Consider the following 24,431-nt stretch of genomic DNA (forward strand, 5'->3'; position numbering starts at 1 on the left):
TAAAATCGCAGCAGTGGCAATCCGCTAAACCCAGCCGCCGTCTGCAACGTAACTCTGATTGGTGAAAGCCCCGGCATCATCGGAAGCGAAGAAAAGCACCGCCTTTGCGATGTCTTCCGGATACAGCTTTCGCTTCAAGCACTGGCTTTTCATCAGGTCTTCCTCCGCCTCCGGCGTCAGCCAGAGATCGATCTGGCGCTGGGTCATGATCCAGCCCGGCACCACACAGTTCACCCGGATGTTCTTCGGCCCGAGATCGCGCGCAAGGGCACGGGTGAGCCCGGCCACCGCCGACTTGGCCGTCGTGTAGCAGGGCATCCCCCCCTGCCCGATCATCCAAGACACCGAACCCACATTGACGATGGCCCCGCCGCCTGCCGCCTCCATGTCCGGATAGGTCGCCTGGGCGGCAAAGAACTGGTGCTTCAGGTTCACCGCGAAACGGTCGTCCCAGAATTCCGGTGTCACCTCGTCAATATCGTGGCGCTGGTCATTGGCTGCGTTGTTGATGAGAACCGTGATCGGGCCCAGCGCCGAGCGCACTTCGGCAATAGCGCCGCGCAGCGCCTCGATATCGCGAAGATCACAGGGCAGGAAGTGGGGCTTGTGATAGCCAGCATCGGTCATCGCAGCAACCAGCTCCCGGGAACTCTTCTCATCGACATCGACAAAACCCACCTTGGCATCCTGGCGACAGAAGTGCTCGACAATCGAAGCACCGATGCCGCTGCCCCCGCCGGAAACGAAAACGACGCGGTCTTTCAGACTGGGATAGGTCGCAGAGTCAGTCATCGGGTAACCCTATGAGATTGGCAGGATGCCGCCAGATGGCGATCGCCTGGTCTTTGAACGTGTCAGTGAAGAGAAGCCAGATCGTCGGCCGTCTCGTCTTCGGGCAACTTGCCGAGGATGATCATGCCGAGGACTTCATCCTTGGTAACCTTCGATGTCTGGCGTGTGCCCACCAGGCGGCCGTTCTTCATCACCGATACGCGGTCGGAGAGATCGAAAACGTCGTGGAGATCATGGCTAATGAGAAAAATACCGATCCCCTCCTTCTTCAACTGCTGAATAAGCTCGGCCACCATCGCCGTTTCCTGAGGCCCAAGAGCCGCCGTCGGCTCGTCCATAATCAGGATCTTGGCATTGAACAGAATGGCCCGGGCAATAGCGACCGACTGGCGTTGGCCGCCGGACATGTTCTTCACCGGATCCTTGATGTTCTTGAAGTTGGGGTTCAAGCGGTGCAGCACCGCACGAGCCTCATGCTCCATGGCATCGTCATCCAAGGTGCCAAAGGCCGTCATCAACTCGCGCCCAAGAAAGAGATTTGCCGGGGCGTCCAAATTGTCCGCCAGAGCCAGGGTCTGATAAATCGTTTCGATACCGAAGCTGCGGGCGTCGCGCGGAGTCTCAATAATCGCCCGTTCACCGTTCACATAGATCTCTCCGCCGTCACAAGGATAAGCGCCGGCCAGAGTTTTGATCAGGGTCGACTTTCCGGCACCGTTGTGACCGAGCAAACCGACAACTTCGCCGGGATAGAGGTCGACAGAAACATCATCCACGGCCTGGACGCCGCCGAAACGCTTGGAGATGTTCCGCATTTCCACCAGGGGTGTGGCCATGATCCCGCCCTCCTATCGACGGTTTCGGTTATAGACGACGTCGAACCAAACAGCGGCCACAAGGACCAGGCCGATGACAATCTGGCGCATGGCGCTGGATACCCCCAGCAGCACCATACCGTTGTCCAGGCTCTGCATAATGACGGCGCCCAAAATGGCACCGGGAATGGTACCGAGACCGCCGGCCAGCGACGTACCGCCGATGACCGCGGCGGCGATGACATTCAGCTCTGCCAGGGTACCCATGGAATTGGTGCCGGCATTCAGCCGCGCCGTCGTGATCACCGCGGCGATAGCACAGAGCATGCCCATCACAACGAAGATCATGATGGTCGTGCGCTTCACATTGATACCTGAAAGCGCCGCTGCCTCCGGGTTGCCGCCCATGGCAAAGACGTAGCGGCCAAACTTGGTGAAACGCGCCAGGAAGGTCATCACGATGACCACGGCGAGCATGATCAGCACCGGCACCGGAATGCCGCGGGGGATGTCGCTGCGCGGCTTGTTATAGGCATTCATGACGAGCACAAAACCGATGATGAGGGCGGCCCAGACCGCGATCATCGCCAGTTCCGCCCAGAGCGGCTTCATCGGAAACCCGAAGCGCGCCCGTTTCGCCCGGGCCTTCAGGAAGAAGAAGGCGACGGCCGCCACCGCCAACAGGCCCAGCGTCCAACTGGCCGTCGCCCCGATGGAACCGTCGATGCCCCCGCCCAGCAGCTGATAGGTTGGATCGAGAGGCGCCACGGTACGTCCGTCGGTAACGAGAAATGCCCCGCCACGGAACATCAGCAGGCCGCCGAGCGTCACGACAAAAGCCGGCACCCCGCCGAGAGCGATCCAGGCGCCCTGCCAGACCCCAACAACGGCACCAAGCAGAATGCCCAGCAGGATCGTCAAAGGCCAGTTCCAGGCGGCACCCAGCGGAAACACCTCAACCTGCAGGAAGGCGATGCACATGCCGAGAAAACCCAGCACCGAGCCGACGGAGAGATCGATATGACGGGCCACGATGACCAGAACCATACCGGTCGCCATGACCCCGACGACCGACGACTGAACCGCCAGATTGTACAGGTTCCGGGGAGTCAGGAAGATCCCGTTGGTCATGATGTTCAACACGATCCAGATGACCAGCAAGGCCCCCAGCATCGCCAGCAGGCGGCTGTCCAGGCCGGTGAGCCTGGAAAACTGATCCATCATGCTCAGACGAAGCGGGCTTTGCCCGGCTTCCGTATCGGCATCGCTTGCCATGGTCTTATCAAGGTCCGGCATCCCACCGCACTGCGCGCTGCAAGCGGTCCCGGAGCCGGCCTTCCTCCCCTTCCCGGCAAAGCGGCCGCGCCCCGCGTGGAGCCCGGCCGCTCGCCCAGTTTATCCAGACCTGATTACTTGCAGGCCGCCGGCGCCTTGGCTGCATCCACGCCCTGGCAGACCACGTCCTTGCCGACCCAGCCGGCATCGATGACCAGATTGAGATTGCCGGAGGTGATCGGGATCGGGTTCAGGAAGATGGCATCCATCGTCACGCCCTTCGGCCCGCCGCTCCACTTGGTCGCACCCTCAACCTTGTCGGCCATGGTGCCTGTGCTCAATTGCACGGCGATGGCGGCCGCGGCCTTGCCCAGTTCCCGCGCGTCCTTCCAGACGGAGACGGTCTGAAGTCCCTTGGCAACCCGGTTCAGGGCCGCATGGTCGCCATCCTGGCCGGAGACCGGCAGGCCCTCCATGCCCTGGGCGGTCAGCGCCGCAACCACACCGCCGGCGGTGCCGTCATTAGAGGCCACGACCGCATCGACCTTGTTGTCGTTGGCGGTGAGGATCTGCTCCATGTTCTTTTGCGCGTTCTCCGGCAGCCAGCCATCGGTGTACTGCTCGCCGACGATCTTGATATCGCCGGCCTTGATGGCCGCATCGAGAACCTCAAGCTGGCCGGAATGCAAGAAGTCCGCATTGGGGTCCGCGGAGGAGCCCTTGATGAAAACGTAGTTGCCCTTGGGCTGCGCCTTGAAGACCTCGCGCGCCTGAATGCGGCCAACCTCCTTGTTATCGAAGGTCAGGTAGAAGACATCCGGCACCTCAATGAGGCGGTCATAACCGACCACGGGAATGCCCTCTGCCGTCGCCTTGGCAATACCCGGCACGATGGCCGAGGCGTCCTGCGCCAGCACGATAAGCGCCGTGGCGCCGCGGGCGATCAGGCCCTCGATATCGGCAATCTGTTTCTCGTTGGAGGACTGCGCATCGGCGGAAATGTAGGTCGCGCCAAGGCGTTCCAACTCGGCCTTCATTGCCGCCTCGTCGGTTTTCCAACGTTCCTCCTGAAAGTTCGACCAGCTCACGCCGACAACCGTCTGCGCCATCGCCGCTGTTGCCGCAGAGGCAACGAGGCCCGCCGTCAGGATGCCGGCAGCCAAACCACGTACCACCCGTTTCATGTTTTCCTCCCTTGGAAACCGCCACGGACATTCCGCAGCCGTCGTTCGATTCAACGATTGTTCTTGCTTGAGATCATTTTTGACGTACGCACCCGGCCTGTCAATACGCTGTTTACCTCATAAAGCGATAAAATCATCAAGCAAAAATGATGGAATTACATCATTCCTCTGAGCGCCTTGGGGATGAGAAGGCGATCACTCGGAGACGGCGACGCGGTCCCCGCCCGAATCATCGCGGCTGACCTCAACGGAGGTCCCTGCTGACATCGCCAACCAGGGACCCCAGGTACCGCCGGGCCAACGCACCCGCAGTTCGGCTTCCTGAGCACCGCCGAGGCCGAAGTGCTGCCAGTCCATGCCGCCGCTGGCGTGGCCGCCGCCGACAAAAACCTCCCGGCGCTGCAGACCCTCGGGTGTGCGCAATTCAATCCAGGCGCCCACCGCGTCCCGATTGCCGCCGGGCTGCCGCGGTTTCACGCGCAGCCAGGACCCACTGTCACCGGACCGGTCGATGCCGAGATTGCGCCAGACCTGTACCGGTTGGTTGCGGTTGACCACGACCACGTCCAAGAGCCCGTCAGCATTGAGGTCCGCCACCGCGGCCCCGCGCCCCCGGGCACCGCTGTCCAGGCCGGACAAGCCCCCGGCCTCCACGAAACTGCCGTCCGGCAGGCCCAGCAGCAGATTGTTGGGATCCTCCATGGCAAAGTCGGCCATGGCATCGACGTTGCCTTTGGCAACGAAGAGGTCGGCTAGGCCGTCGTTGTTCACATCCTGGAATTCTGCATGCCAGGCGGTGGAGGGCTTGCTCTGATCACCCTGATAGGGCCGGTGCGCCGTCACTCCCCGGCCGAAAGCGATATCACTGTAGGCCGGTCCCGCGGCATCGGGGTCCAGGGTCCGCAGCTTGTTGTCGGCCATTGAGGTGAGGAAATAGTCCGGCAAACCGTCCCCGGTGACGTCGTGGCTTGCAATGCCCATCCCCCAGACCTGAAGTTGGGCCCAACCCTCTTCCCGGGTATAAGCGCGCGGCGAAGTACCGGGCGGCACATGCCAGAGCTGTTCCTCGCCGCCACGGTAGTATTGCCTGTCGTTGCTGACCCGCAGATCGGCCCGGCCGTCACCGTTCCAGTCGGTGAAAAGAATGGAAAGCGCACAGTTACCGGGCGCCAAGGCCAGGGGAGCGGCAAAGCCGCCGCCTGTTGCCGGCCTGTGGAGCTGGTTGTCGAAGCAGGTTCCCCAGGGCGCTCCCGGCTGATCAAGATCGATGTAGTTGCCGATGGCCAGGGTCGGCCAGTCCGCCCCCTCCTCCCAGATTGCAGCAAAGGCTGTGGTCCAGGCCGCACCGCCGTCGAAGCCCCAGGCCTCGTTGGCCCTTTCAAAACGGCAGTCGCCGAGCCCGCGAAACAGGACGTTCTCACCGAACCGCAGGACCGCCAGGTCCTGCAGGCCGTCACCGTCGATATCCAGGGCGTAGGCGCCCGTTACTGCGTCGAGCGCCAGGGCCGCGTCGTCTTGCGCCACAAACGCAAGTGGACCGCCGGCAGTCCCGGTGTTGCGATACAGCTTTGCCGGGGCCGCCCCGCCCGCGAGGTAAAGATCGGTCATTCCATCTGCGTCACAATCCAGGTGGGCCAGACCGCCGCCCACGACATAGCGGCGTTCGCCGCTGTAGGTCTGGATCAGACCGCTGCCGGCTGTTTCATCAGCGAACTTCGGCAAAGGGACCGACAGGCCCTGCCGGTCAAAGGGTTCACTTGGGACGGCAGCACAACTGCCGAGTATCAGGCCCAGCCCAAGGAACGCGATGGCCTTGCGCATCATTCCTCGGCGCAGGGCCAATGGGCCGGGCGCTCCATACCCTCCGGCAAGACGGTATCGTCGTCTCCGCAGGCGACGTCGAGTTGAAACTGCTCCAGACCTTTGGCTTGAGAGAGATCGGCGCCCTCGAAGCGGGTGAGATAGGTATAGGCGTCCTCGAAATTGCTGTCGATGAGGCTGGCACCCTTGAAGATCGCCCGCGCGATTTCGGCCCGCGATAAGTCAACCCTGTCGAGTTTGGCATCGACCAAAGAAGCGCGGCCCAGTTCGGCCTTGATCATGACCGCATCCGTGAAGTCGGCGCCGCTGAAGTCCGTGCGCGACATTTCCGCCTTGGTCATGTCGACACCGACCAGCTTGGCTTTGGTGAAATCCGCCCGGTCGCCCTGGGTCTTCACCATCTTGGCGCCGCTCAGGTCCGCACCCGCCAACCGGGCCTTGGCGAAGTCCGCCATACTGAGATCCGCATTGACGAACCTGGCGTCTTTGAGGTCGGTGCGTCCGAAGTCGGTGTTGAGAAAGACGCCTCGACTAAGGTCCTGACCGCTGAGGTTCAACCGGCGTTTCTCGCACTTGGTCCAATCTACCCCAACGCCCGGCGAGGTGTTGCAGGCGGCTTCCGCTGCCTGGGAACCAAGGAAACTGACGAGTGTGAACGCGGCGGCGTAGAACGAGACTTTGGAAAGCACAGCCAATCGGGTCATCCTGACAGCAAGTTCCTGTATTCGTTGCGATACGGCGATGGTAGCGAAGCGGCGGCGGCTTGAACAGCCAATGCAGTGCACAATACCGCGATCAGGTCAGCCGATAGGCGCTCACGGCATTGCCGCCGAGGACCTGCGCTCTTTCAGCGGGCGCCAGGTCCGTCAACAAGCGCCCGATCGCCGCCCACCATTCGCCGTAGTCCGCCGTCAAGGTCAGAACCGGCCAATCGCTGCCCCAGATCAGCCGACGGGCGCCAAAGACCGCCAGCAAATGATCGACATAGGGCCTCAATCCCTCCACGGACCAGCCCGGTCCCGCCTCCGTAATCAAGCCGGAGAGCTTGCAAAAGGCGTTGGTTTCCTGCGCCAGCAAAGCCATGTCTTCCGCCCAGCGCGCAAAGCCGCCGGCCGCGATTTCCGGCTTGGCGCCATGGCAGATAACGGCACGCATATCCGGATGGCGCTGCAACAAGGCCAGCAGATTGGGCAGATGAACCGGGCGCACCAGGCAATCGAAGGTCAGATCGAGCCTGGCAAGCGCTGCAAAGGCATCGTCCAGTGCCCGACCCAGCATCCAGTCAACATCCGCAATGTCATGGATCATGGGGCGCACGCCCTTGAAGGCCTGATGTGCAGCTAGTTTTTCCATGCTGCTGACGCCATCGGGCGCGTCCATGGCGACCCAGCCGACAACCCCGGCCACTTCGGGACAGGCATCGGCCTGACGCAGCAGGAACTCGCTTTCAACGACCGTAGCCGCCGCCTGCACCAACAAGACCTTGTCTATCCCTGCGGCACGGATGTGCGGACGCAGATCCTCCACGCCGAAATCGCGTTTGATCGGCGCCAGGCCTTCGGTGCCCGGGCCCATCATCCAGTCATAGTCGCCCCGTGCGAGTTGCCAGAAGTGAACGTGACTGTCGACGATCATGGGTCTACTGCCATGGGTCTACTGCCATGGATCTACTGCCATCGATCTACAGGGGCAGCGGCGCCTCTTGGCGCAGCAGCCCCTCGCCCTTCAGGTCGGTCCATAGCGCCGCGGGGATCGGATGATCGAAGGTCGCGAGGTTTCGCGCGATCTCATCGCCGTTGCGCGCGCCGGGAATAATGGCCGCAACCGAAGGGTGGCCAAGGGGAAACCGCAGGGCGGCGGAGGCCAGCGGCACATCGTGGGCGCGGCAGACCGCCTCTATCTGCCGAACCCTTTGCAGAATGTCTTCCGAGGCCGGCTCGTAGTTGTACATCGCGCCGGGGATCGGTCCGGTGGCGAGGATTCCACTGTTGTAGGGGCCGCCGAGGAAGATCCCGATGTCCTTTTCGGCGCAGAGCGGCAGGAAGCTGTTCAGTGCCTCCTGTTCCAGCAGGGTATAGCGCCCGGCGAGCAGGAAGCAGTCGAAATCACCCTCGTGGATCAGGCTCTCGGCCACCTCCCAGAGGTTCAGGCCCGCGCCGATCCCGGCAACGTCGCCGCTGCGCCGCAACTCATCGAGGGCCGCATAGCCGCCGCCTTTGGCACCGCCGAAGAGCGCTTTTCGATGCGCCGCCGTTTCCTCTGCAGATCCGATGGACTCTTCATCGATATCGTGGATCAGCAGCACGTCTATGCGGTGAAGGCCCATGCGTTGAAGCGAGTCTTCGAAGGAGCGCATCACGCCGTCGTAGCTGTAGTCGAAGACCGGTTTGAAGGGCAGAGCGCCTTTGAAAACGCCGGGCCATTCCTCGCCCGGATCATGGGGCTTGATCAGACGGCCGATCTTTGTCGAGAGCACGAAGGAGTCTCGAGGCTGGTTGCGGAAAAACTCGCCGACCCGCTGTTCGGCCAGGCCGTAGCCGTAAAAAGGCGCCGTATCGACGAACCGCAGCCCCGCATCCCAGGCCGCTTCAATGGTCTTTGCCGCCACCGCGTCGTCGATTTTCTCATAGAGATTGCCGAGCGGCGCCGTACCGAAGCCGATTTCGGTCACCTGCAGGCCGGTTTTTCCAAGACGCCGTTGCGGAAGGGCAGCCATGTCTACAGCGCCCGGCCGTCATCAGGATCGAAAACGTGCATCTTGGTCATGTCCAGGGAGATGGGAACCTGTTGGTCCGGGGCCGCCGGAAAGTGGGAGTCGACCTGGGCTGTATAACCCTGGCCCGCCGCCTCGCCGATCAACAGGGTGTGCGGCCCCAGCGGTTCGATGGCCCGGGCCGTCATGGTGATCACCGCCTCTCCCTCCGCGCCGCCGGCATTGTGCTCCGGCCGCAGACCAAAGGTCACCGGGCGGTCTTTATGGGCGCCGTAGCGATCCCAGCGCTCGCGGGGAATCCCCAGTTCGCTGCCGTCGTCCAGGCGCAGCGCCAGGCCCTCACCCTTCGCGATCACGGTCGCCGGTACGAAATTCATGGAGGGTGCGCCGATGAAAGCGGCCACAAAGGTATTCGCAGGACGCTCATAAAGCGTGATCGGGTCCGCCGCCTGTTCGATCCGGCCTTCGTTCATCACCACCACCCGGTCGGCCATGGTCATCGCCTCCACCTGGTCGTGGGTGACGTAGACCATGGTGCTGTTCAGGCGCCGGTGGAGGTTCTTGATCTCGGTGCGCATTTCGATGCGCAGTTTGGCGTCGAGGTTCGAGAGCGGCTCGTCGAAAAGAAACACATCGGGCTGGCGCACGATGGCGCGGCCGATGGCCACGCGCTGGCGCTGACCGCCCGAGAGCTGTTTCGGCCGCCGGTCCAGATAGGGCTCCAGGCCCAGGATGCGCGCCGCCTCGGCAATGCGGCCGGCAATTTCCTCCTTCGGCATGCGGCGCACCTTCATGCCGTAGCCGATGTTGTCGGCGACGGTCATGTGGGGATAGAGCGCGTAGTTCTGAAACACCATAGCGCAGTTGCGCAGGCCCGGGCGCAGGTCTGTCACCGCGCGCTCGCCGATCTTGATGACGCCGCCGGACGCCGCCTCCAGCCCCGCGATCATCCGCAGGGTCGTGGTCTTGCCGCAGCCGGAGGGACCGACCAGGACAACAAACTCGGTATCGGCGATCTCCAGGTCCAGAGCCGGAATCACCGTGACGTCGTCAAAGGCCTTGCTGACGCCCTGCAACTGCACATAGGCCATGTATTCAACTGTCCTCTTGAAACACTGAAATCAGACGGACCGAAAGGGCCCCCGCCCCGCAGGACAGGGGCCCTTCGTCATCTCAGCCGATTAAAGCGGAGGCAGACCCATCGAAGAACGATAGGCGGCCAACTGGTCCTCACGGCCGAACTCGTCGGTCAGCTTGTTCCATTCCTCAGCAATGGTATCCAACGCCTCTTTGGGCGAAACCTGGCCTGCCAAGGCTTTGGAGAGCTCGATCTCCAGCACCTCGGTGTAGCTGAAGTAGCCCGGCAGACGCATGTCGAGCGCGATGTTCGGCGCCTCCAGACTGCCGCGCTGGGCCGCCAGATACATCTTGGCCTCCTCCTCCGAGAAGGTCTTCAGCCAGCGATCCAGATTGGTGAAATGCGAGAAGCGATAGGGGTTGACGCCTGACCCACCAGTCACCGCCGCCTGACCCGAATTGTCGGGGTTCGAGGCCCATTCAACGTAGTGCCAGGAGGCATCGACGTTGTTCGCTGCTTGCGGCACCGCCGCCTGCCAGCCGCCATAGGCCATGAAGGGCGAGTAAACCGGCTCGTCGAAGCTGTCCCAGGCGTTCGTCTTATGGTTCCAGAGCTGTGTCGAGCCCGGCGTCAGTGCCGAGCCGACGGAACCGGCCACCTGGCTCTGGGCCTTGTCCGAGGCGATCGTACCAGTGTCGCCCCAGTCGAAGTTCATCGCCACCTGGCCGCCCGAAAAAGCGGTGCGGATGTCGCCGGAAGAGAAATTCAAAGCCCCCGGCGGCGCAAAGCCCACAGAGCGGATGTAATCCTCCAGAGCCTTCTGCCAACCTTCGTTGTTCACCTGCGCGTCCATGGTCTCAGGATCGAAGAACATGCTGCCCGGGTTGTTCGGGTTGTTGGTGTAGCTGGCCGCGTGGGTAAAGAAGAACCAGAACTGCTGGCCGCCGCGGCGGAAGGCCTCCGCCGTGCCCCAGAGATTCTCATCCGGCCGGGTGAAGAACTCGGCGATATCGTAGTACTGATCCCAGGTCGCCGGCGCCGCCAGATCGTAGCCGTACTTCGCCTTGAAGGCGGCCTGCTCCTCTGGATCGTTGAACAGGTCCAGGCGATAGGACAGGGTGTGAAGATCGCCGTCGATGGTCTGCGACAGATGCTTGCCGTTCCAGACCATCAGGCGGTCGCGGTAAACCGGTGCGATGTCGTCCCAGTCCGCCGTGCCGCGGATCTTCTCCGGCATTTCCGACAGATAAGGCGCAAAATCCGGCGTCCAGGCCGGCGCGAAAGTGATGACATCGAAAGAGGCTTCCCCGGCGACCATGGCGGTCAGGTACTTTGGATAGAGCTCACCGAAGGGAAACTCCACCACCTCAACCTTGCCGCAGGTCTGTTGTTCCCAGCTCTCACCCGCCGCCTGCATCGCCGAAGCAATGAAGGGGCCTGTCTGCGAGCCGACCTTCAGGGTAACCCCGGTAAAGTCCGGCGAGCAGGCAAGCGCCGCCCCGGACAGGCCAAGGGCCACCGTCAACCCGCTTGCCGTTGCACAAAGATATTTTCTCATTGGCGTTTCTCCCTCTTTTCTTGCTTGTTGTCTTTGATCGCGCCGCATCGGCGGCTTTGATCCTCTCTACCTTCCCTTTGTCTTATCCTTTTTTGTACTCCTGTCGCACCGCTCAACGGATCCCGCCGAGGGTCAAGCCCGAGCGCATCAGCTTAGCAAGCAGCATCGCCACGACAATCATCGGCGCGATTCCAAACATCGCGGCCACAGAAATCGCCCACCATTCGTCACCACGATACGAGTTTTGCCCCGCCAGCAAAATCGGCAAGGTCTGCCAGTTGGAGGTGGTGAGCAGCAGGGAGAACAGAAATTCGTTCCAAATGAAGGCCAGCGTGATCAGCGAGGTCGCGATCAGACCGGGCCGCGCCATGGGCACCACGATTTCAAAGAAAATCCGCATGCGCGGCACGTCGTCGACCAGGGCCGCCTCCTCGATCTCCACCGGCAGGGTCGCCAGGAAGTCGCGCATCAGCCAAACCACGATGGGGATCGAAAAGGCCGTGTAGCAGAGTACCATGCCCAGATAACTGTCGAGCAGCTTGAAACCTTCCTTGCCGATCTCCGAATACAGCAGGAACAGGGCAAAGGCCGTGACGATGGGCGGGAACATGCGCTGGGAGACAAACCAGAAGAGCACGTCCTTGTTGCCCAGAACCGGTCCGGGCAGTGGCAGGCGGTTAGCGATCAGACAAGCGGGCAAGGCCGCCAGGAAGGCCAAGCCCATGGCCTGCGCCCTGGAAAATCCGAAGGTTTCGTTGAACAGCAGGAAACCGCCGATTGCCACCGCCGCGAAGATCAGCCCGGACCCCAGCCTGATCCGGAATTCGAACCGCACCAGCGCATAGGCAGCCATGGTGCCGAAGGTGACCGACAGCGCCGTTGCCGAGACGGCAATCAGGGCTGAGTTAATGAAGGGATTGATGAAATCGCCCCGGATTCCCGAAAAGGCGTCGATGTAGGCCTGCAGGGTCGGCATGAAGTCGACGTAGGGAATATAGGTCGGCCCACCGTTCACCGCCGTCGGCGGCTTAAGCGAGGTGACAAAGGTCCAGTACAGCGGAAACAAAGTCACCAGGGCCCAGAACAGGCAGAGGCCGAACACCAGGGGACGCTTCATCATGCCCGCTTCTCCAGATGCGGGCGCAGCACCGCCAGATAGACAACACCGATGACGATAACGACGATCAGGAACAGGAACGACAGCGCCGAGGTGTAGCCGAGGTTGAACTTCTTGAAACCCTCCTGATAGGCGTAGAGCGTCAGGGTTTCGGTCGAAATGCCGGGACCGCCGCCGGTCAGCACGAAGACGGTATCGATGATCTTGAAACTCTCGATGATACGGATGAAGACCACCGCCGCCGAAATCGGCAACAACATGGGAAAGGTGATCCCCCAGAACTGCTGCCAGGGCGTCGCGTTTTCCAGCGAGGCAGCCTCATAGACATCCCGCGGCAGGCTCTGCAACCCCGCCAGCATCAGCAGGATAACAAAGGGCGTCCACTGCCAGACCTCCACCGTCACAATGGTGCCCAGCGCCCAGTTGGCATCCGTCAGAAACGGGAGATTCGGCAAGCCGAGCACGGTGAAGAAGTGATTCACCGGCCCGACCGTAGAGTGAAACAGCATGCGCCCGACCAAGGCCACGGCGATCGGCGCCATCAGCATCGGGAACAGGAAGACGACTCGAAACAGGCGCTCTCCAGGGACCCTGCTGAACAGCGCCAGGGCAACGGCAAAGCCGATCACGTATTGCACCAAGACCGAGGAGAAGACGATTCCGGAGGTCGTGGTGATCACCTGCCAGAAACGTTCTTCGCCCAAGAGCGCGGCATAGTTGTCGAAGCCGATGAAACGCGGCGGGCGCGGCGGCACCAGCCGCGCACTCTGAAAACTGACCGTCAGCGAGTAAATCAGCGGAAACAGCCCGATCAGGAGCACCACCAGAAATGCAGGCCAAATGAAAAGGTACTTGATCGGCTCGCGCAAACCCGGGCTCCCCTCCCGCTCGGGGGGCCTCGAAAAAGCACCCGCCCTCTGCCGTTCTTCAATCTTTGTTGCGGATCAGCCTATTGCAGGCCGCATCTCATCTCAACCTCCGAGCTATGCTGCAGGTGCAAACAAGGCTCATGCGCCAGGGAAATGCTGACTAACCGAGGGCCCGCGGGTGCTGAGATGGCCGCATTAGGGCCACTGAACCCCTTTGCGGTTCAAGGTGACGGCGTAAAGCGAGGTCGTGGCCGTGATGAAGAGGGTGTTCTTCTTGCGGGTCCCAAAAGTGACGTTGGAGACCTTCTCCGGCACGCGGATCTTGCCCAGCAGTTCGCCCTGGGGTGAGAAGCAATGGACGCCGTCCCCAGCGCTGGACCAGATGTTGCCGTCCTCGTCCAGACGGAAGCCGTCGAACAGGCCGTTGTCGCAGACGGCAAAGACCTCACCGCCGGAAAGGCTGTTGTCGGCGCCGACCTGCATGGCGCGGATATGACGCGGCCCGTCGGGATCGTGGGAAGCCCCGGTGTCGGCGATATAGAGGATCTTCTCGTCCGGTGAGAAAGCCAGGCCGTTGGGCTTGTCGAAATCGTCGGAGGCGATCCGTAATTCGCCGGACTTGGGATCGAGACAGTAGACATGATTGGCCCCGATCTCGCTGTCGGCCTTGTAGCCCTCGTAGTCCGAAAGGATGCCGTAGGGCGGATCTGTGAACCAGACCGTGCCGTCGGATTTCACCACCACGTCGTTGGGAGAATTCAGACGCTTGCCCTGATAGTTGTCGGCCAGCACCGTGACGCTGCCGTCCCATTCGGTCCGGGTAACCCGCCGCGCACCGTGTTCGCAACTCACCAGCCGCCCTTCCCGGTCGCGGGTATGGCCGTTGGAATAGTCGGAGGGCCGGCGGAATTCGGTTACGCCGCCGCCCAGGGTCCACTTCAGGATGCGGTTGTTGGGAATGTCGCTCCAAAGCAGGAAATCGCCGTCGCAGAAGTAAACCGGCCCCTCCGCCCAGAGCGTTCCGGTGTAGAGCTTCTCGACCTTGCAGTTGCCCAGCAGGTAGTCGTTGAAACGCCTGTCGCGTACGTCATAGTCCGGGTGCATCGGCCCCTCCTCCCAAAGTAACGGGCCTTCAACGCCCTTGTCCGTTGGCGAGTTTAACGCCTTGAGCCCATCGGGCCAAACGGGAAGGCTAGGCAACTGGCCGCAGATTGGCGCGGAACATCTCGGCACAGTTGGCCCAGGAGAAGGTGAGCGCATGCGCGCGGCAGTGGTCGCGGGGGATCTTGATGGCGTCGCGGGTGGCTGCGGCCAGATCCTCGCTGAGCACCCCGGCACCGGAGCCGTCGACCACGTCCAGGGGACCCGGCACTGGATAGGCCGCCACCGGCATGCCGCTGGCCAGGGCCTCCAGCATCACCAGGCCGAAGGTATCGGTGCGGCTGGGGAAGACAAAGACATCACCCGAGGCATAATGCGCCGCCAGCTCTTCGCCCTGCTTGGCGCCGGCGAAAACCACCTCGGGATATTCGGTCTCCAACTGGCTACGCTGCGGCCCGTCGCCGACCACAACCTTGCTGCCGTCGAGATCGAGATCCAGAAAGGCCTTGATGTTCTTCTCCACTGCCACCCGGCCGACGTACATGTAGACCGGTTTCGGCAAATCGATGGCCTTGGGGGCATCGGGGCGGAACAGCGTCGTATCGACACCGCGGGTCCAGTCGACGATCCCGGTGAAGCCCTTGGACTCCAGCTCGCGACGCATCGACTGGGTCGCCACCATGATCCCGCGGGACGGCTTGTGGAACCAGCGCATGAAGCGATAGCCCAGGTCCGGCGAAACCGGTATCCGCGCCGAGAGGTATTCCGGAAAGCGGGTGTGGTAGGAGGTGGTGAAGGGCAGCTTATGCTTCACACAGTAGTTCCTGACCGCCAGACCGATCGGCCCCTCCGTCGCGATGTGAATGGCATCGGGGCCGAACGACTCGATACGCCTTTTCAAACCGATGCCCGGCAGGATCGCCAGGCGGATCTCCGGGTAAGAGGGACAGGGAACAGTGCGGAACTGATCCGGCGCGATGACCTCGAAGACATGGCCCTCCGCCTCCAGTTCCTGACGCACGCGGCTCAAGGTCCGGACCACGCCGTTGATCTGAGGAAACCAAGCGTCGCTCGCCAGCAGAATACGCATCGGCGCTACGCCGTCGCCACCGACGCCGGCTCCAGCATCGGAAAGGCGCGCAGCTCCGCCCAGGGCAGGATCTCAAGGCGCCCGTCCATGTGTTCGACCAGCGCCGTGCAGCTCTCCACCCAGTCGCCGTCGTTCACATAGAGGATCCCGTCGATCATCCGCATCTCCGCCATATGGATATGGCCGCAGATGACGCCGTCCACGCCGTGTCGCTTGGCCTCGGCAACAACTGCTTCCTCAAAACTGCAGATGAACTGGACAGCGTTCTTCACCCGGTGCTTCAGATAGGCCGAGAGCGACCAGTAGCCGAAACCCAGCTTGCGCCTCAGGAAGTTGAACCAGGTGTTCACGTGCAGCATCGTCACATAGGCCCAATCGCCGAGCAGCGCCAGCCAACGCGCGTACTTCACGATGCCGTCGAATTCGTCGCCGTGGATGACCAGCATCCGCTTGCCGTCGGCTGTCTCGTGAATCACCTCTTTCATCACTTCGACACCACCGAAGTGCATGCCGAGATAGCCGCGCAGCACCTCGTCGTGATTGCCGGGAACATAGACCAGCCGCATGCCCTTGCGCACCTTGCGCAGCAGCTTCTGCACCACGTCGTTATGCGCCTGCGGCCAGTACCAGTTCTTTTTCAGGCGCCAGCCATCAAATATGTCGCCGACAAGGTAGAGCGTTTCGCAATCGGTGTTCTTCAAAAAGTCGAGCAGATAGTCCGCTTTGCATCCCCGCGTGCCCAGGTGAATGTCGGAGATGAAAACACTGCGATATCGTGAAGGTCCAAAAGGTGCCAGGCCATCCATCGGTATACTCCGCAGATCCCTTAAGACCACCAAAAGCGGTGGTGTTTCCGCGGCTTATATCAAGATCTTTTTAAATAACAAATCTCCATCACCAAAGTAGCTGCGAATATAACACCCACGTCATTACACTGTCATGGAAGATACATACTTCGTCAATTTCGAACCTTCCTTAACCTTATTGACCGGCGACTCGGGGACCTCGCAACCAGCCTTTCCCGTCATGAAACTGTAGTGTTTCCGATTCTGTACGGCGGACCAGACTCTGGCTAAAAGAGTGTATTGAGAAGCATCCGTCCCGATAGGAAGTCGATGAGCCAAGATCATCTTCCACGCTATGCCGTGTACTACGCCCTGCCGCGCCGCAACGCGCTTTGGGCGCTTGCGCAAGACTGGCTTGGTCGGGACTGCGAGACCGGCCGGCTCCGCACGCCACCCAAACTGGAAGGCTGGACTGCGGCGGAACTGGCGGCAGCAACCGAGAGTCCGCGGCACTACGGCTTCCATGCCACGTTGAAGGCCCCCTTTCACCTCTCCCCCGACTGCACCCTGCAGCAACTCCGTAGCAGCCTCAGCCGCTTTGCCTTGGACCAGCCGTCGTTTACAGCACCGCCTCTGAAAGTCTCCGCCATCGGTCCCTTCCTTGCGTTGACCTTCTCAGAGCCCGCCCCGGCAATGGAGACCCTCGCCGCGGAAGCCGTCAGAGACCTCGACGTTCTCAGAGCTCCCTTGAGCGAAGAGAGTGTTCAGCGCCGCCTTGCCAAGGGTTTGACGCCGCGCCAGGAAGCGTTGCTCCGCCGCTGGGGTTACCCCTACGTTTTCGAGGAATTTCGGTTTCATATGACCTTAACCGGCCCCTTGGCCGATCGACAAAAGCGAGAGAGACTGCAAGAAGCTCTGGCTGAATACCTGGCCTCTGCGCTTGATCAGCCCACACCGGTTCAGGAGATCAGCCTCTACAGCCAAGCCGATACACACTCGCCCTTCATGCTCGAAGAGCGGTTCAGCCTCGGCGTACGGGACCGCGAAGAAGCCGCGGACGCGGAAAGTTCAGACAGAGGACAGGCAGCACTATGAACGATTTAAACAAAAACGAAGGACAGCCGGTTCCCGCATTGCTGGATATTCTCGAGGACCTGGGCGGCGACCGCTATGGTGGAGAAGAGATAAGCCAGTTGGCGCACGCACTTCAGTGCGCCACCCTGGCCCAGGAAAGCGGCGCAGCCGAAAGCCTCGTGGTGGCGGCGCTGCTGCATGATATCGGCCATTTGGTGAACCCCAAAGATGAGGGTGCAGCGGCCGCCGGCATCGACGCCGCGCACGAGAAGGTCGGCGCCGCCTATCTGTCTCGCTGGTTCGGCGCCGCAGTGACGGCCCCGATTGCCATGCACGTGGATGCCAAGCGCTATCTCTGTCAGGCGGAGGAAGGGTACTTCCAGCGCCTTTCCGACGAGTCGATCAGGAGCCTGGCCGTACAGGGTGGCCCCTTTACCGCCGCCGAGGCCGACAGCTTTCTCGCAAGGCCCTACGCAGCAGATGCGATTGCCCTTCGCCGCTGGGACGAGGCCGCCAAGGACCCGGATAAGAAAACTCCGGCCCTCCAAGCGTTCGCACCGATGATCGAACGCTCGCTCTCGGCATAGCCCCATCCAAAGGCGAAGTATCGAAATGTCCAAAGGCCGCCTCGTGCTCGTCGTCGGCCCCAGCGGGGTCGGCAAGGACAGCATCATCAATGCCGCGAAAGCCGAGCTGGCCAGCCAGGTGGACTATGTTTTCCCGCGGCGAATCATCACGCGGCAGAGCGATCCGAACAGCGAGGATCACGACACGGTCGGGGCGGATGAGTTCGAGCGCCTATGCGCTCAAGGCGCATTCTTCCTGCACTGGCCGGCCCACGGCTTGCGCTACGCCCTGCCGGGAACGATTGCCACCCAGCTGAGCGAAGGCGCAACGGTGATCGCCAATGTCTCGCGCTCGGTCATTTCTGAAGCCCGGGCTAAACATTCCGATACCCTGGTGATCCGCATTACGGCCTCCCCCGAGGTCCTGGAACAGCGCCTGCTCAACCGGGGACGCGAGGACTTGGCGGCCGTGCGCCGACGCCTGACCCGCAGTGCTGAGCTGCCGCCGGGGGGGACCGTGCGCACGATTGTCAATGACGGCAGCCTGGAAGAGGCTGTCCAACAGTTCCTCGAGGACCTTGGCACTCGCGGGAACAGATAGAAAGCATTTGTTTTTTTATTAACCTTCCTGGTTTTTTCTGGCGCGTGAAACCGCCGTTCATCTGGGTCCGTAGGTCTTACCAGGAACCCAAGACACGCCCCGGCCCGGGGCGAAGACCAAGGAAGTCAGATCATGTTTGTCGCTCAAACACTCCTTTTCGGCATCATCGGCGCCGCGCTGTCGTCGGACCGCAACCAGCCGGCCAATTCCAACAGTCAGCCCGGCGGCAAGGACGGGCGGGGCGACGAGCCGGACACAGACCCGCGGGGCCGGCTGCTTGCCGCGCTCGCCGAGATGCTGCCCTCTACCCGGGACGAGTTGAGCCAGGTGACGGCTTTGGCGCCGGCAACGGTGGAATCCTACCTGACCGAGATGTCGGGCCGTTGCATCGTCATGTTCAATCCGTTGACCAAGCGCTACAGCCTGCCGAAGACCGCCCCCAACGGCACTCTTGCCGCCTGAGTCCCTTTCAGAAACCCATAGGCCAGAAGTCCATCGGCGCGACTGGAACAACTGAAACAAGTATAGGGCCGGACGGACATCCAACGGAAATGCCTGCCGCTTAGGGTGATGCCCAGCATCGGATCGAGCTGATGTCTCCTGCAACAGGCTTTCCCGAAATCACGGAAAGCCTTGGAGATCTGAGGCACAGGTCGCCATTTGACTTGCCTCACGACTGATCATGCTCTGCACAAGACCGGAATACAGTCGATAAGCACAAAATCCGGACCTACAGCTTTTTCGCCGCAAAACTACAGTAAAGCGCAAAATATTCTCAGGTTGAATTAACCAAACCTTTTCTTCTTGCGCATAAATTTCAACTGAGGAGCAGAATCCATGCTGTTCAGAACACTGATTGCTGTCTTATTTCTTCATTTCGCTGGGATTATTCATCCGGCCACAGCGGAAGAGGCCCCCTTGCCTCTCTCCACCGACTTCAACGTTGTCACCGCCATCGATGTTTCAGATTCAATAACCCGCCACGATGAATGGCTGCAGTACACAGGCCTTTCCCGCGGTGTGATGAACGCCGACTTTCTTTCCCTCGTCAGCGAGGGGCTGATGCAGCGGATCGGCTTCATGGCCTTCACATGGTCGAGTGACGGTCAGTTGCGCATCATCGTGCCCTGGACGGTGATTGCCAGCCCGCAGGACGCGGCGAAGGTGGCTGCGCAGTTACGCGCGGCGCCACGCATCGACCGCTCACACTACGAGAGCAACGATCAGGGCCCCGCTTCCCGTAGCGACCAAGCCGCTGCGCCGGGGGGCGGCATGACCGATATCGCCCAAGCGGTCGGCGCCGCCAGCCGGCTCGCCGAAGACGCCCCTTTTCAGGGGCGGCGGGCCGTCATCAACATTCTGAGCAACGGCGTCGACAACGCGGGCTTCGATCCCAGCCTGCAGCGGGATCAGGCCATTCGCCGGGGGGCGACGATCAACGGGGTCGTTTTCGGCGGGCGCCGCGACTTGCCGGCCTATTTCGAGCAGAACGTCATCGGGGGCCCGGGCGCCTTTCTGATGACCGTTCAAGACCCTGCCGATCTGCCCAAGGCGCTGGAAAAGAAGTTCTGGCGCGATCTGATTGCCGGTAACAGCCTGCCTTCCAACAACGGTTGACCCCACCCCGGCCCCCGGATACCAAGAAGACTGCGGTTCGGCAGACGGCTCGCCGAACGGCCTTCTATTTCACCCCTTAGAGCATCCGGGAACAGTTTGGGATGAGCGGACTTCTGGCCCTTCTCGACGACGTGGCCGCCCTGGCCCGGGCGGCGGCGGCGCAGGTCGACGATGTGGCCGCGCAGGCCACGAAGGTCAGTGTAAAAGTCGCCGGCGCCGTCATCGACGACGCTGCCAAAGCCGGCTCCAAGGCCGCAGGGGTCGTTATCGACGATGCCGCGGTAACGCCCAAATACGTTCACGGCCTGCCGGCGGCGCGGGAACTGCCCATCGTCCTGAAGATCGCGCGGGGGTCGATCTTCAACAAGCTTGTCATTCTTCTGCCTGCCGCCCTGCTGCTCAATGCCTTTGCGCCCTGGCTGCTTACGCCTTTGCTGATGCTGGGCGGCACTTATCTGTGTTTCGAAGGCGCCGAAAAGGTGTTGCACATCTTTGTTCCACACAGCGATCACGGACCCAAACCCGAAACCCTGGACGCCGCCCACCTGGAACAGGAAAGAGTGGCAGGTGCGATCAAGACTGACTTCATTCTTTCTGCCGAAATCATGACCATCGCCCTCGCCGAGATCGAAGCCGACAGTCTCTGGATCGAAGGTCTTGTCCTGGCCATGGTGGCCATCGGAATCACAGCCTTAGTCTACGGCAGCGTCGCGGTCCTGGTGAAAGCCGATGATGTCGGATTGAAGCTGAGCCAGGTCGGACGCCTGGCCGTCGTTCGCGCCCTCGGACGGGGCATCGTCAAAGGCATGCCGGGCTTCATGAAGCTGATTGCCGCAATAGGAACTGCAGCGATGCTCTGGGTCGGCGGCTCCATCGTCATTCATGGGCTTGAGGTGCTGGGCTGGGATGTCCTGGGGCATACTATTCACGCTGTCGCGCTTGCAGCAGCGCAGACGTTGGCGGTTGCCGGCGCCTTCGTCACCTGGCTCGTCACCGCAGCCTTGGACGGAGTTTTCGGCCTTGCCCTGGGTTTCGCGGTTATTCCCCTGGTGTCCTTTGTCCTGCTGCCTCTCGCCAGGCGCTTCAGCGACAAGATGAAGAAACCGGCTTAGAACGCGGAAGTCATCCGCGCTGTTCAGACCGCGCGACAACAACGGAGACCTCGTTTCGGCGCAGAAAGGGGATGGTCCAGGGCGGATCGTAAAACATGGCCACCGGCTCTGAGGCCGGGCGCCAGGCGCTACCTTCCAAAGCCGCCAAGAGTTCCCTTGTCTTTTCCTCGACAACCGCCTCACCCCCGAACCCGGTGAAACGCAAGACAGCCTGACTCTGGGCCGGCAGCGTCACAAGGCTGACCCTCGGATCGCTTGGCTTTGGTGCCGTATCGGCGTCGTACGCGCTCGGAAGAAAGAAGCGCATGCGTGTGCTTCCGTCCGCGCTGCGCGCCGATTCAACAGGCGCCGTCATGGCAATCTCCGCCGATGCCTCGGCGGTTTCGACGGGCGCCGTCATGGCGATCTCCGCCGCGGTCTCGTTGGCGCCGGAGATGTAATTGAACAACAGCCTGAAGGCGCTGTCCTCTTCACCCTCTGTATCTGCGCCTCCGACGGTCGCTTCAGCGGCAAGGCGCGCATCATAGCGCCTTAGCTCGACCGCTTCATCGAGCCGCTCGACGACTTCATAGCCCGGCTGTTCGTATCCGGAGCGAACACCGAAGGCGGAACAGCCGGCCAAAAAGAGGGAAACCAAGGATATTGCAACGATTTGACGCATACTCACTTTACGGCGTCACCGCTTTTTCGGATCACCCGGCTATGCTGCCGGCTGAGCCGCCCGGTTTGTCGGCGGCAAACCACGCCGGACGGCGAACGCCGCCCTAGACGACTGCCGCGCCGGAGATCTCCGCAAGGCGGCGGGCTGCATCTTCGCGGTAGCGCTGATTCAGCGGGCTGCTCGGCTTCAGCTCGACTCTCTCATTGGCCAACTCCCGCACGAGGGCGAGTTGCCCGTCGCGTTTTGCGGCCTCCAGCAAGGTAAGGTCAAAGATGTCCCGCTGCGCATGGCTGCCGCCAAAGCGGTTGAGGCGACTGCGCAAAGGCCGCAGAAGGTCGACACAGGTGGCGTAGTCATCACGGCCAAAAGCGCGCAGGGCGTTGCAGACCGGGTGCCCGATCTGGTTGGTCATCATCGCGTTGCTGGCATTGCCCGCCATGGCTTTGCTCTGTGCGGTCAGGATCGCTTCCGCCGCCTTATCCCGGCCGTCGGCCATAAAGGCCATCATGGCATGGGCATCGTTGAAGGCGTAAAAGCCGTCTTCAGCCAGGGGCTCCCAACAATCGGCCAGCTCTTTCCAACGGCCGCCGACATCGGCGCCCCGCAGGTGAAGGCGCCAAAGCAAAGCGCTGGCATCGAGAAGATCCAGCATAACCTGGGAACGGTCCTTGCGGATCGGCCCGTCATAGAGTGCCAGCACTTCGTCGATCTGATCCAGGTCCAGGTGATAGAGCGCCAAGTGCCACCAGTTGTGGATGGCAAAAAAGCTGTCGTCAGCCCAGTGCCGCTCCCGCCCGCGCATCCAGTCGATACCGTCGGCCTGGCGACCCTGCATCTCCATAACGTGGGCGACCGCGTGCTGGGCCCAGGCGTCCTGCGGGTTCAACTCAGTAGCCCGGCGGCCCACCTCCTCCGCGCGGCCGTAGTCACCGCACTCTTCAAGGCCGAAGGCATACATGCCAAGCAAGGCATGATAGCCCGGATCATCCGGGGACCATTCCGGAAGAACGCGCGCCACATGATCCCTCAGGCTTCTGGCGTCGCCGGTATAAAAATCGCTGAGATGAACGACCTGCAGAGCCAGAGCGTCACGGGGCGAGTCGATCAGAATGTCTTCCAGGGCCGTGATTGCCCGCTCCCAATTGCCATTCAAGAACTCGGCGATAGCGGCAAGGTGACGGCGTTCGCGTGCTGAGGTGTTCAAGACCTCAGCCGCTTCGAAACTGCTTCTTGCCTCCGTCATAGCCTCCACCTCTGTCGCCAGGGCGAAGAGATAGGCCCGCAGGCAGTGCGCCATGACAAAGGCCGGGCTGTCCGCTATCGCGGACTCAATGGTGGCCACCGGATCGCCCTGATAGCACTGAAACTGCGCCAAGGCCTTTTCGTAGAGTGTAATGGCGGTGTCCGAAGCGCCGCTGACCGGTTCTCCGCGCGCATCCACAGAGGTCATCATATCCTTCAATTCTCCCCAACGAGCTCGTCTGCGGCTCAGCGGCCGGTTACGCCGGCTGCAATCAAGGGTCTACTCCCCCTTCTGCGCCCGCCCAAGTGGGAATTCTCACACAGGATACATTTGAAACACGAGCTTGCGGAACCGCACGGCTTCAGCAGCGCAGATACGGCAAGGTCTTTCACTCCGTGGCTGGTACAGCGATGTCGTTGAGCGACCAGTCGTAGGCCGTATCCTCGATGGTGCCGATCTCCTGCAGCCGGGTCGCCAACGCCGGTTCGGCATAGCGCTGCAGATGAGCCAGAACCGACTTGGTGCTGCCCCCGAAATCCTCATGGAACCAATCATAGATCTTGGAGACTGTAACCCGTTCCCCGACGATGCTGACGCCGCGCGGATCATTGATGTAGCCGCGCGCCGCCGTATCGAGCTGGGCCTCCAGGCCGCCTCCGGTAAAGGCCGAGACCGCGAGATTGGGACATCCGATCGAAGCACAGTTGACGGCGTAGTGTATCCGCGGATCATCCCAGATCGGCCGCAGAATCCGATGTTCGATATCGTTGAGGGTCAGGGCTTCGCCCTCCACCGCCACAAGCTCCTTGTCCCAGGGCCCCTCGGAGAAGAAGCCGGGAGAAATGTCGATGTCGCGGATCGTTTCCACCGGATAGTGATCGACGATGACCTTCACGGTCACAGCGTTGTAGAGGTTGACCCAGAAGGCGAACTGCTGGTCCCGGGCGAATTCGCTGATCGGTACCGCAGCCAGATCCGTAACAATGGCGTCCAGAGACGCCGCCTGCCCGGCGGCGATTGCGCCGTAGTCCACCCGATGCACGCCATCGCTGCCTATGACCACATTGCGCTTGAGAAAAGCATCCCAGGCTGAAAAATCGATCTCATTCGGACTTGCAGGGCTGTGACGCTCCCACCGCGGCCAAAGATCGGATGAGGGCGCGAAAAGCCGCTCCGCCGAGGTAAAGCCGGCCAAGGGCAGGATCAACATCGAGAGACAGACAAAGCGCAGGCAGGCAAGGATAGGCTTGGAAGCGGGCATGGCAGACTCCGGTTACAGCGATCTTCCAGTAGGAAATTTGTACGCCGCGCCCGAAAGGAAACTCAAAGGACTGCGAGCGGCCCGTGAACGGCGGATTT

General features: G+C 61.7%; 24 protein-coding genes. 6 read left to right on the top strand and 18 right to left on the bottom strand.

The features are described 5' to 3' along the window. Nucleotides 1-24: 24 nt before the first annotated feature. The 15 genes from ACP146_RS12430 to ACP146_RS12500 form a co-directional block, all read right to left on the bottom strand. Nucleotides 25-792 carry an SDR family NAD(P)-dependent oxidoreductase gene (locus ACP146_RS12430; RefSeq protein ID WP_422367073.1) on the bottom strand — a complete coding sequence of 256 codons (768 nt, stop codon included), beginning with the start codon at nucleotides 790-792 and terminating at the stop codon, nucleotides 25-27. A gap of 62 nt (nucleotides 793-854) precedes the next feature. Beyond that, entirely contained in the window at nucleotides 855-1,628 is a 774-nt protein-coding gene (locus ACP146_RS12435) for an ATP-binding cassette domain-containing protein (RefSeq protein WP_422367074.1), read from the bottom strand. 12 nt (nucleotides 1,629-1,640) lie between these two features. Further along, on the bottom strand, nucleotides 1,641-2,903 hold the full coding sequence (locus ACP146_RS12440) for a sugar ABC transporter permease (protein WP_422367075.1): 1,263 nt from the start codon (nucleotides 2,901-2,903) through the stop codon (nucleotides 1,641-1,643). 113 nt (nucleotides 2,904-3,016) lie between these two features. Next, nucleotides 3,017-4,066, bottom strand: a complete 1,050-nt coding sequence (gene xylF / locus ACP146_RS12445; protein ID WP_422367076.1) for a D-xylose ABC transporter substrate-binding protein — start codon at nucleotides 4,064-4,066, stop codon at nucleotides 3,017-3,019. Nucleotides 4,067-4,261: 195 nt separating this feature from the next. Further along, nucleotides 4,262-5,887, bottom strand: coding sequence for a CRTAC1 family protein (locus ACP146_RS12450; RefSeq protein WP_422367077.1), 1,626 nt, complete (start codon nucleotides 5,885-5,887; stop codon nucleotides 4,262-4,264). Continuing rightward, on the bottom strand, nucleotides 5,887-6,591 hold the full coding sequence (locus ACP146_RS12455; RefSeq protein WP_422367078.1) for a pentapeptide repeat-containing protein: 705 nt from the start codon (nucleotides 6,589-6,591) through the stop codon (nucleotides 5,887-5,889). The genes ACP146_RS12450 and ACP146_RS12455 overlap by 1 nt, the downstream gene beginning before the upstream one ends. Before the next feature lie 91 nt (nucleotides 6,592-6,682). After that, entirely contained in the window at nucleotides 6,683-7,522 is an 840-nt protein-coding gene (locus ACP146_RS12460; protein ID WP_422367079.1) for an amidohydrolase family protein, read from the bottom strand. A 46-nt stretch (nucleotides 7,523-7,568) separates the two neighbouring features. Next, nucleotides 7,569-8,603, bottom strand: coding sequence for an aldo/keto reductase (locus tag ACP146_RS12465; RefSeq protein ID WP_422367080.1), 1,035 nt, complete (start codon nucleotides 8,601-8,603; stop codon nucleotides 7,569-7,571). 2 nt (nucleotides 8,604-8,605) lie between these two features. Beyond that, nucleotides 8,606-9,691, bottom strand: a complete 1,086-nt coding sequence (locus ACP146_RS12470; RefSeq protein ID WP_422367081.1) for an ABC transporter ATP-binding protein — start codon at nucleotides 9,689-9,691, stop codon at nucleotides 8,606-8,608. A gap of 90 nt (nucleotides 9,692-9,781) precedes the next feature. Further along, complete coding sequence (locus tag ACP146_RS12475; RefSeq protein WP_422367082.1) at nucleotides 9,782-11,236, bottom strand: extracellular solute-binding protein; 1,455 nt, start codon at nucleotides 11,234-11,236, stop codon at nucleotides 9,782-9,784. 112 nt (nucleotides 11,237-11,348) lie between these two features. After that, the gene (locus tag ACP146_RS12480; RefSeq protein ID WP_422367083.1) at nucleotides 11,349-12,356 is read right to left on the bottom strand and encodes a carbohydrate ABC transporter permease; all 1,008 of its coding nucleotides are present in this window, start codon (nucleotides 12,354-12,356) and stop codon (nucleotides 11,349-11,351) included. Continuing rightward, nucleotides 12,353-13,222, bottom strand: a complete 870-nt coding sequence (locus tag ACP146_RS12485) for a carbohydrate ABC transporter permease (protein WP_422367084.1) — start codon at nucleotides 13,220-13,222, stop codon at nucleotides 12,353-12,355. Before ACP146_RS12485 ends, ACP146_RS12480 begins: the two co-directional genes overlap by 4 nt. 195 nt (nucleotides 13,223-13,417) lie before the next feature. Continuing rightward, entirely contained in the window at nucleotides 13,418-14,326 is a 909-nt protein-coding gene (locus ACP146_RS12490; RefSeq protein ID WP_422367085.1) for an SMP-30/gluconolactonase/LRE family protein, read from the bottom strand. Between the two features lie 88 nt (nucleotides 14,327-14,414). After that, nucleotides 14,415-15,413 carry a glycosyltransferase family 4 protein gene (locus tag ACP146_RS12495; RefSeq protein WP_422367086.1) on the bottom strand — a complete coding sequence of 333 codons (999 nt, stop codon included), beginning with the start codon at nucleotides 15,411-15,413 and terminating at the stop codon, nucleotides 14,415-14,417. Nucleotides 15,414-15,418: 5 nt separating this feature from the next. Continuing rightward, nucleotides 15,419-16,219: a UDP-2,3-diacylglucosamine diphosphatase gene (locus tag ACP146_RS12500; RefSeq protein ID WP_422367087.1), complete on the bottom strand. Its 801-nt coding sequence runs from the start codon at nucleotides 16,217-16,219 to the stop codon at nucleotides 15,419-15,421. 309 nt (nucleotides 16,220-16,528) lie between these two features. On the opposite strand from ACP146_RS12500, the gene ACP146_RS12505 reads away from it, so the two are divergent. From ACP146_RS12505 to ACP146_RS12530, 6 genes are all read left to right on the top strand, one after another. Beyond that, complete coding sequence (locus ACP146_RS12505) at nucleotides 16,529-17,293, top strand: DUF1045 domain-containing protein (protein WP_422367088.1); 765 nt, start codon at nucleotides 16,529-16,531, stop codon at nucleotides 17,291-17,293. Further along, nucleotides 17,290-17,859 (top strand): phosphonate degradation HD-domain oxygenase, encoded by a 570-nt coding sequence (locus ACP146_RS12510; RefSeq protein ID WP_422367089.1) that lies wholly within the window; start codon nucleotides 17,290-17,292, stop codon nucleotides 17,857-17,859. The genes ACP146_RS12505 and ACP146_RS12510 overlap by 4 nt, the downstream gene beginning before the upstream one ends. Nucleotides 17,860-17,884: 25 nt before the next feature. Further along, nucleotides 17,885-18,439, top strand: coding sequence for a phosphonate metabolism protein/1,5-bisphosphokinase (PRPP-forming) PhnN (phnN, locus tag ACP146_RS12515; protein ID WP_422367090.1), 555 nt, complete (start codon nucleotides 17,885-17,887; stop codon nucleotides 18,437-18,439). A gap of 132 nt (nucleotides 18,440-18,571) precedes the next feature. Then, nucleotides 18,572-18,901 (top strand): hypothetical protein, encoded by a 330-nt coding sequence (locus ACP146_RS12520; protein WP_422367091.1) that lies wholly within the window; start codon nucleotides 18,572-18,574, stop codon nucleotides 18,899-18,901. A gap of 456 nt (nucleotides 18,902-19,357) precedes the next feature. After that, complete coding sequence (locus ACP146_RS12525) at nucleotides 19,358-20,056, top strand: DUF1194 domain-containing protein (RefSeq protein WP_422367092.1); 699 nt, start codon at nucleotides 19,358-19,360, stop codon at nucleotides 20,054-20,056. A 101-nt stretch (nucleotides 20,057-20,157) separates the two neighbouring features. Continuing rightward, a complete protein-coding gene (locus tag ACP146_RS12530) occupies nucleotides 20,158-21,168 on the top strand; it encodes a DUF808 domain-containing protein (RefSeq protein ID WP_422367093.1) in 1,011 nt (336 codons plus the stop codon). Nucleotides 21,169-21,178: 10 nt separating this feature from the next. Here ACP146_RS12530 and ACP146_RS12535 read toward each other — a convergent pair whose 3' ends face one another. The 3 genes from ACP146_RS12535 to ACP146_RS12545 all read right to left on the bottom strand — a co-directional run bounded on the left by ACP146_RS12535 (nucleotide 21,179) and on the right by ACP146_RS12545 (nucleotide 24,333). Then, nucleotides 21,179-21,829, bottom strand: a complete 651-nt coding sequence (locus ACP146_RS12535) for an SOUL family heme-binding protein (RefSeq protein ID WP_422367094.1) — start codon at nucleotides 21,827-21,829, stop codon at nucleotides 21,179-21,181. A 103-nt stretch (nucleotides 21,830-21,932) separates the two neighbouring features. Further along, on the bottom strand, nucleotides 21,933-23,282 hold the full coding sequence (locus ACP146_RS12540) for a tetratricopeptide repeat protein (protein WP_422367095.1): 1,350 nt from the start codon (nucleotides 23,280-23,282) through the stop codon (nucleotides 21,933-21,935). A 178-nt stretch (nucleotides 23,283-23,460) separates the two neighbouring features. Next, nucleotides 23,461-24,333: a DUF547 domain-containing protein gene (locus tag ACP146_RS12545; RefSeq protein ID WP_422367096.1), complete on the bottom strand. Its 873-nt coding sequence runs from the start codon at nucleotides 24,331-24,333 to the stop codon at nucleotides 23,461-23,463. Nucleotides 24,334-24,431 lie beyond the last annotated feature (98 nt).

Origin of the sequence: Pelagibius sp. (assembly GCF_965249265.1) — a bacterium.
Lineage (GTDB): Bacteria > Pseudomonadota > Alphaproteobacteria > Kiloniellales > Kiloniellaceae > Pelagibius.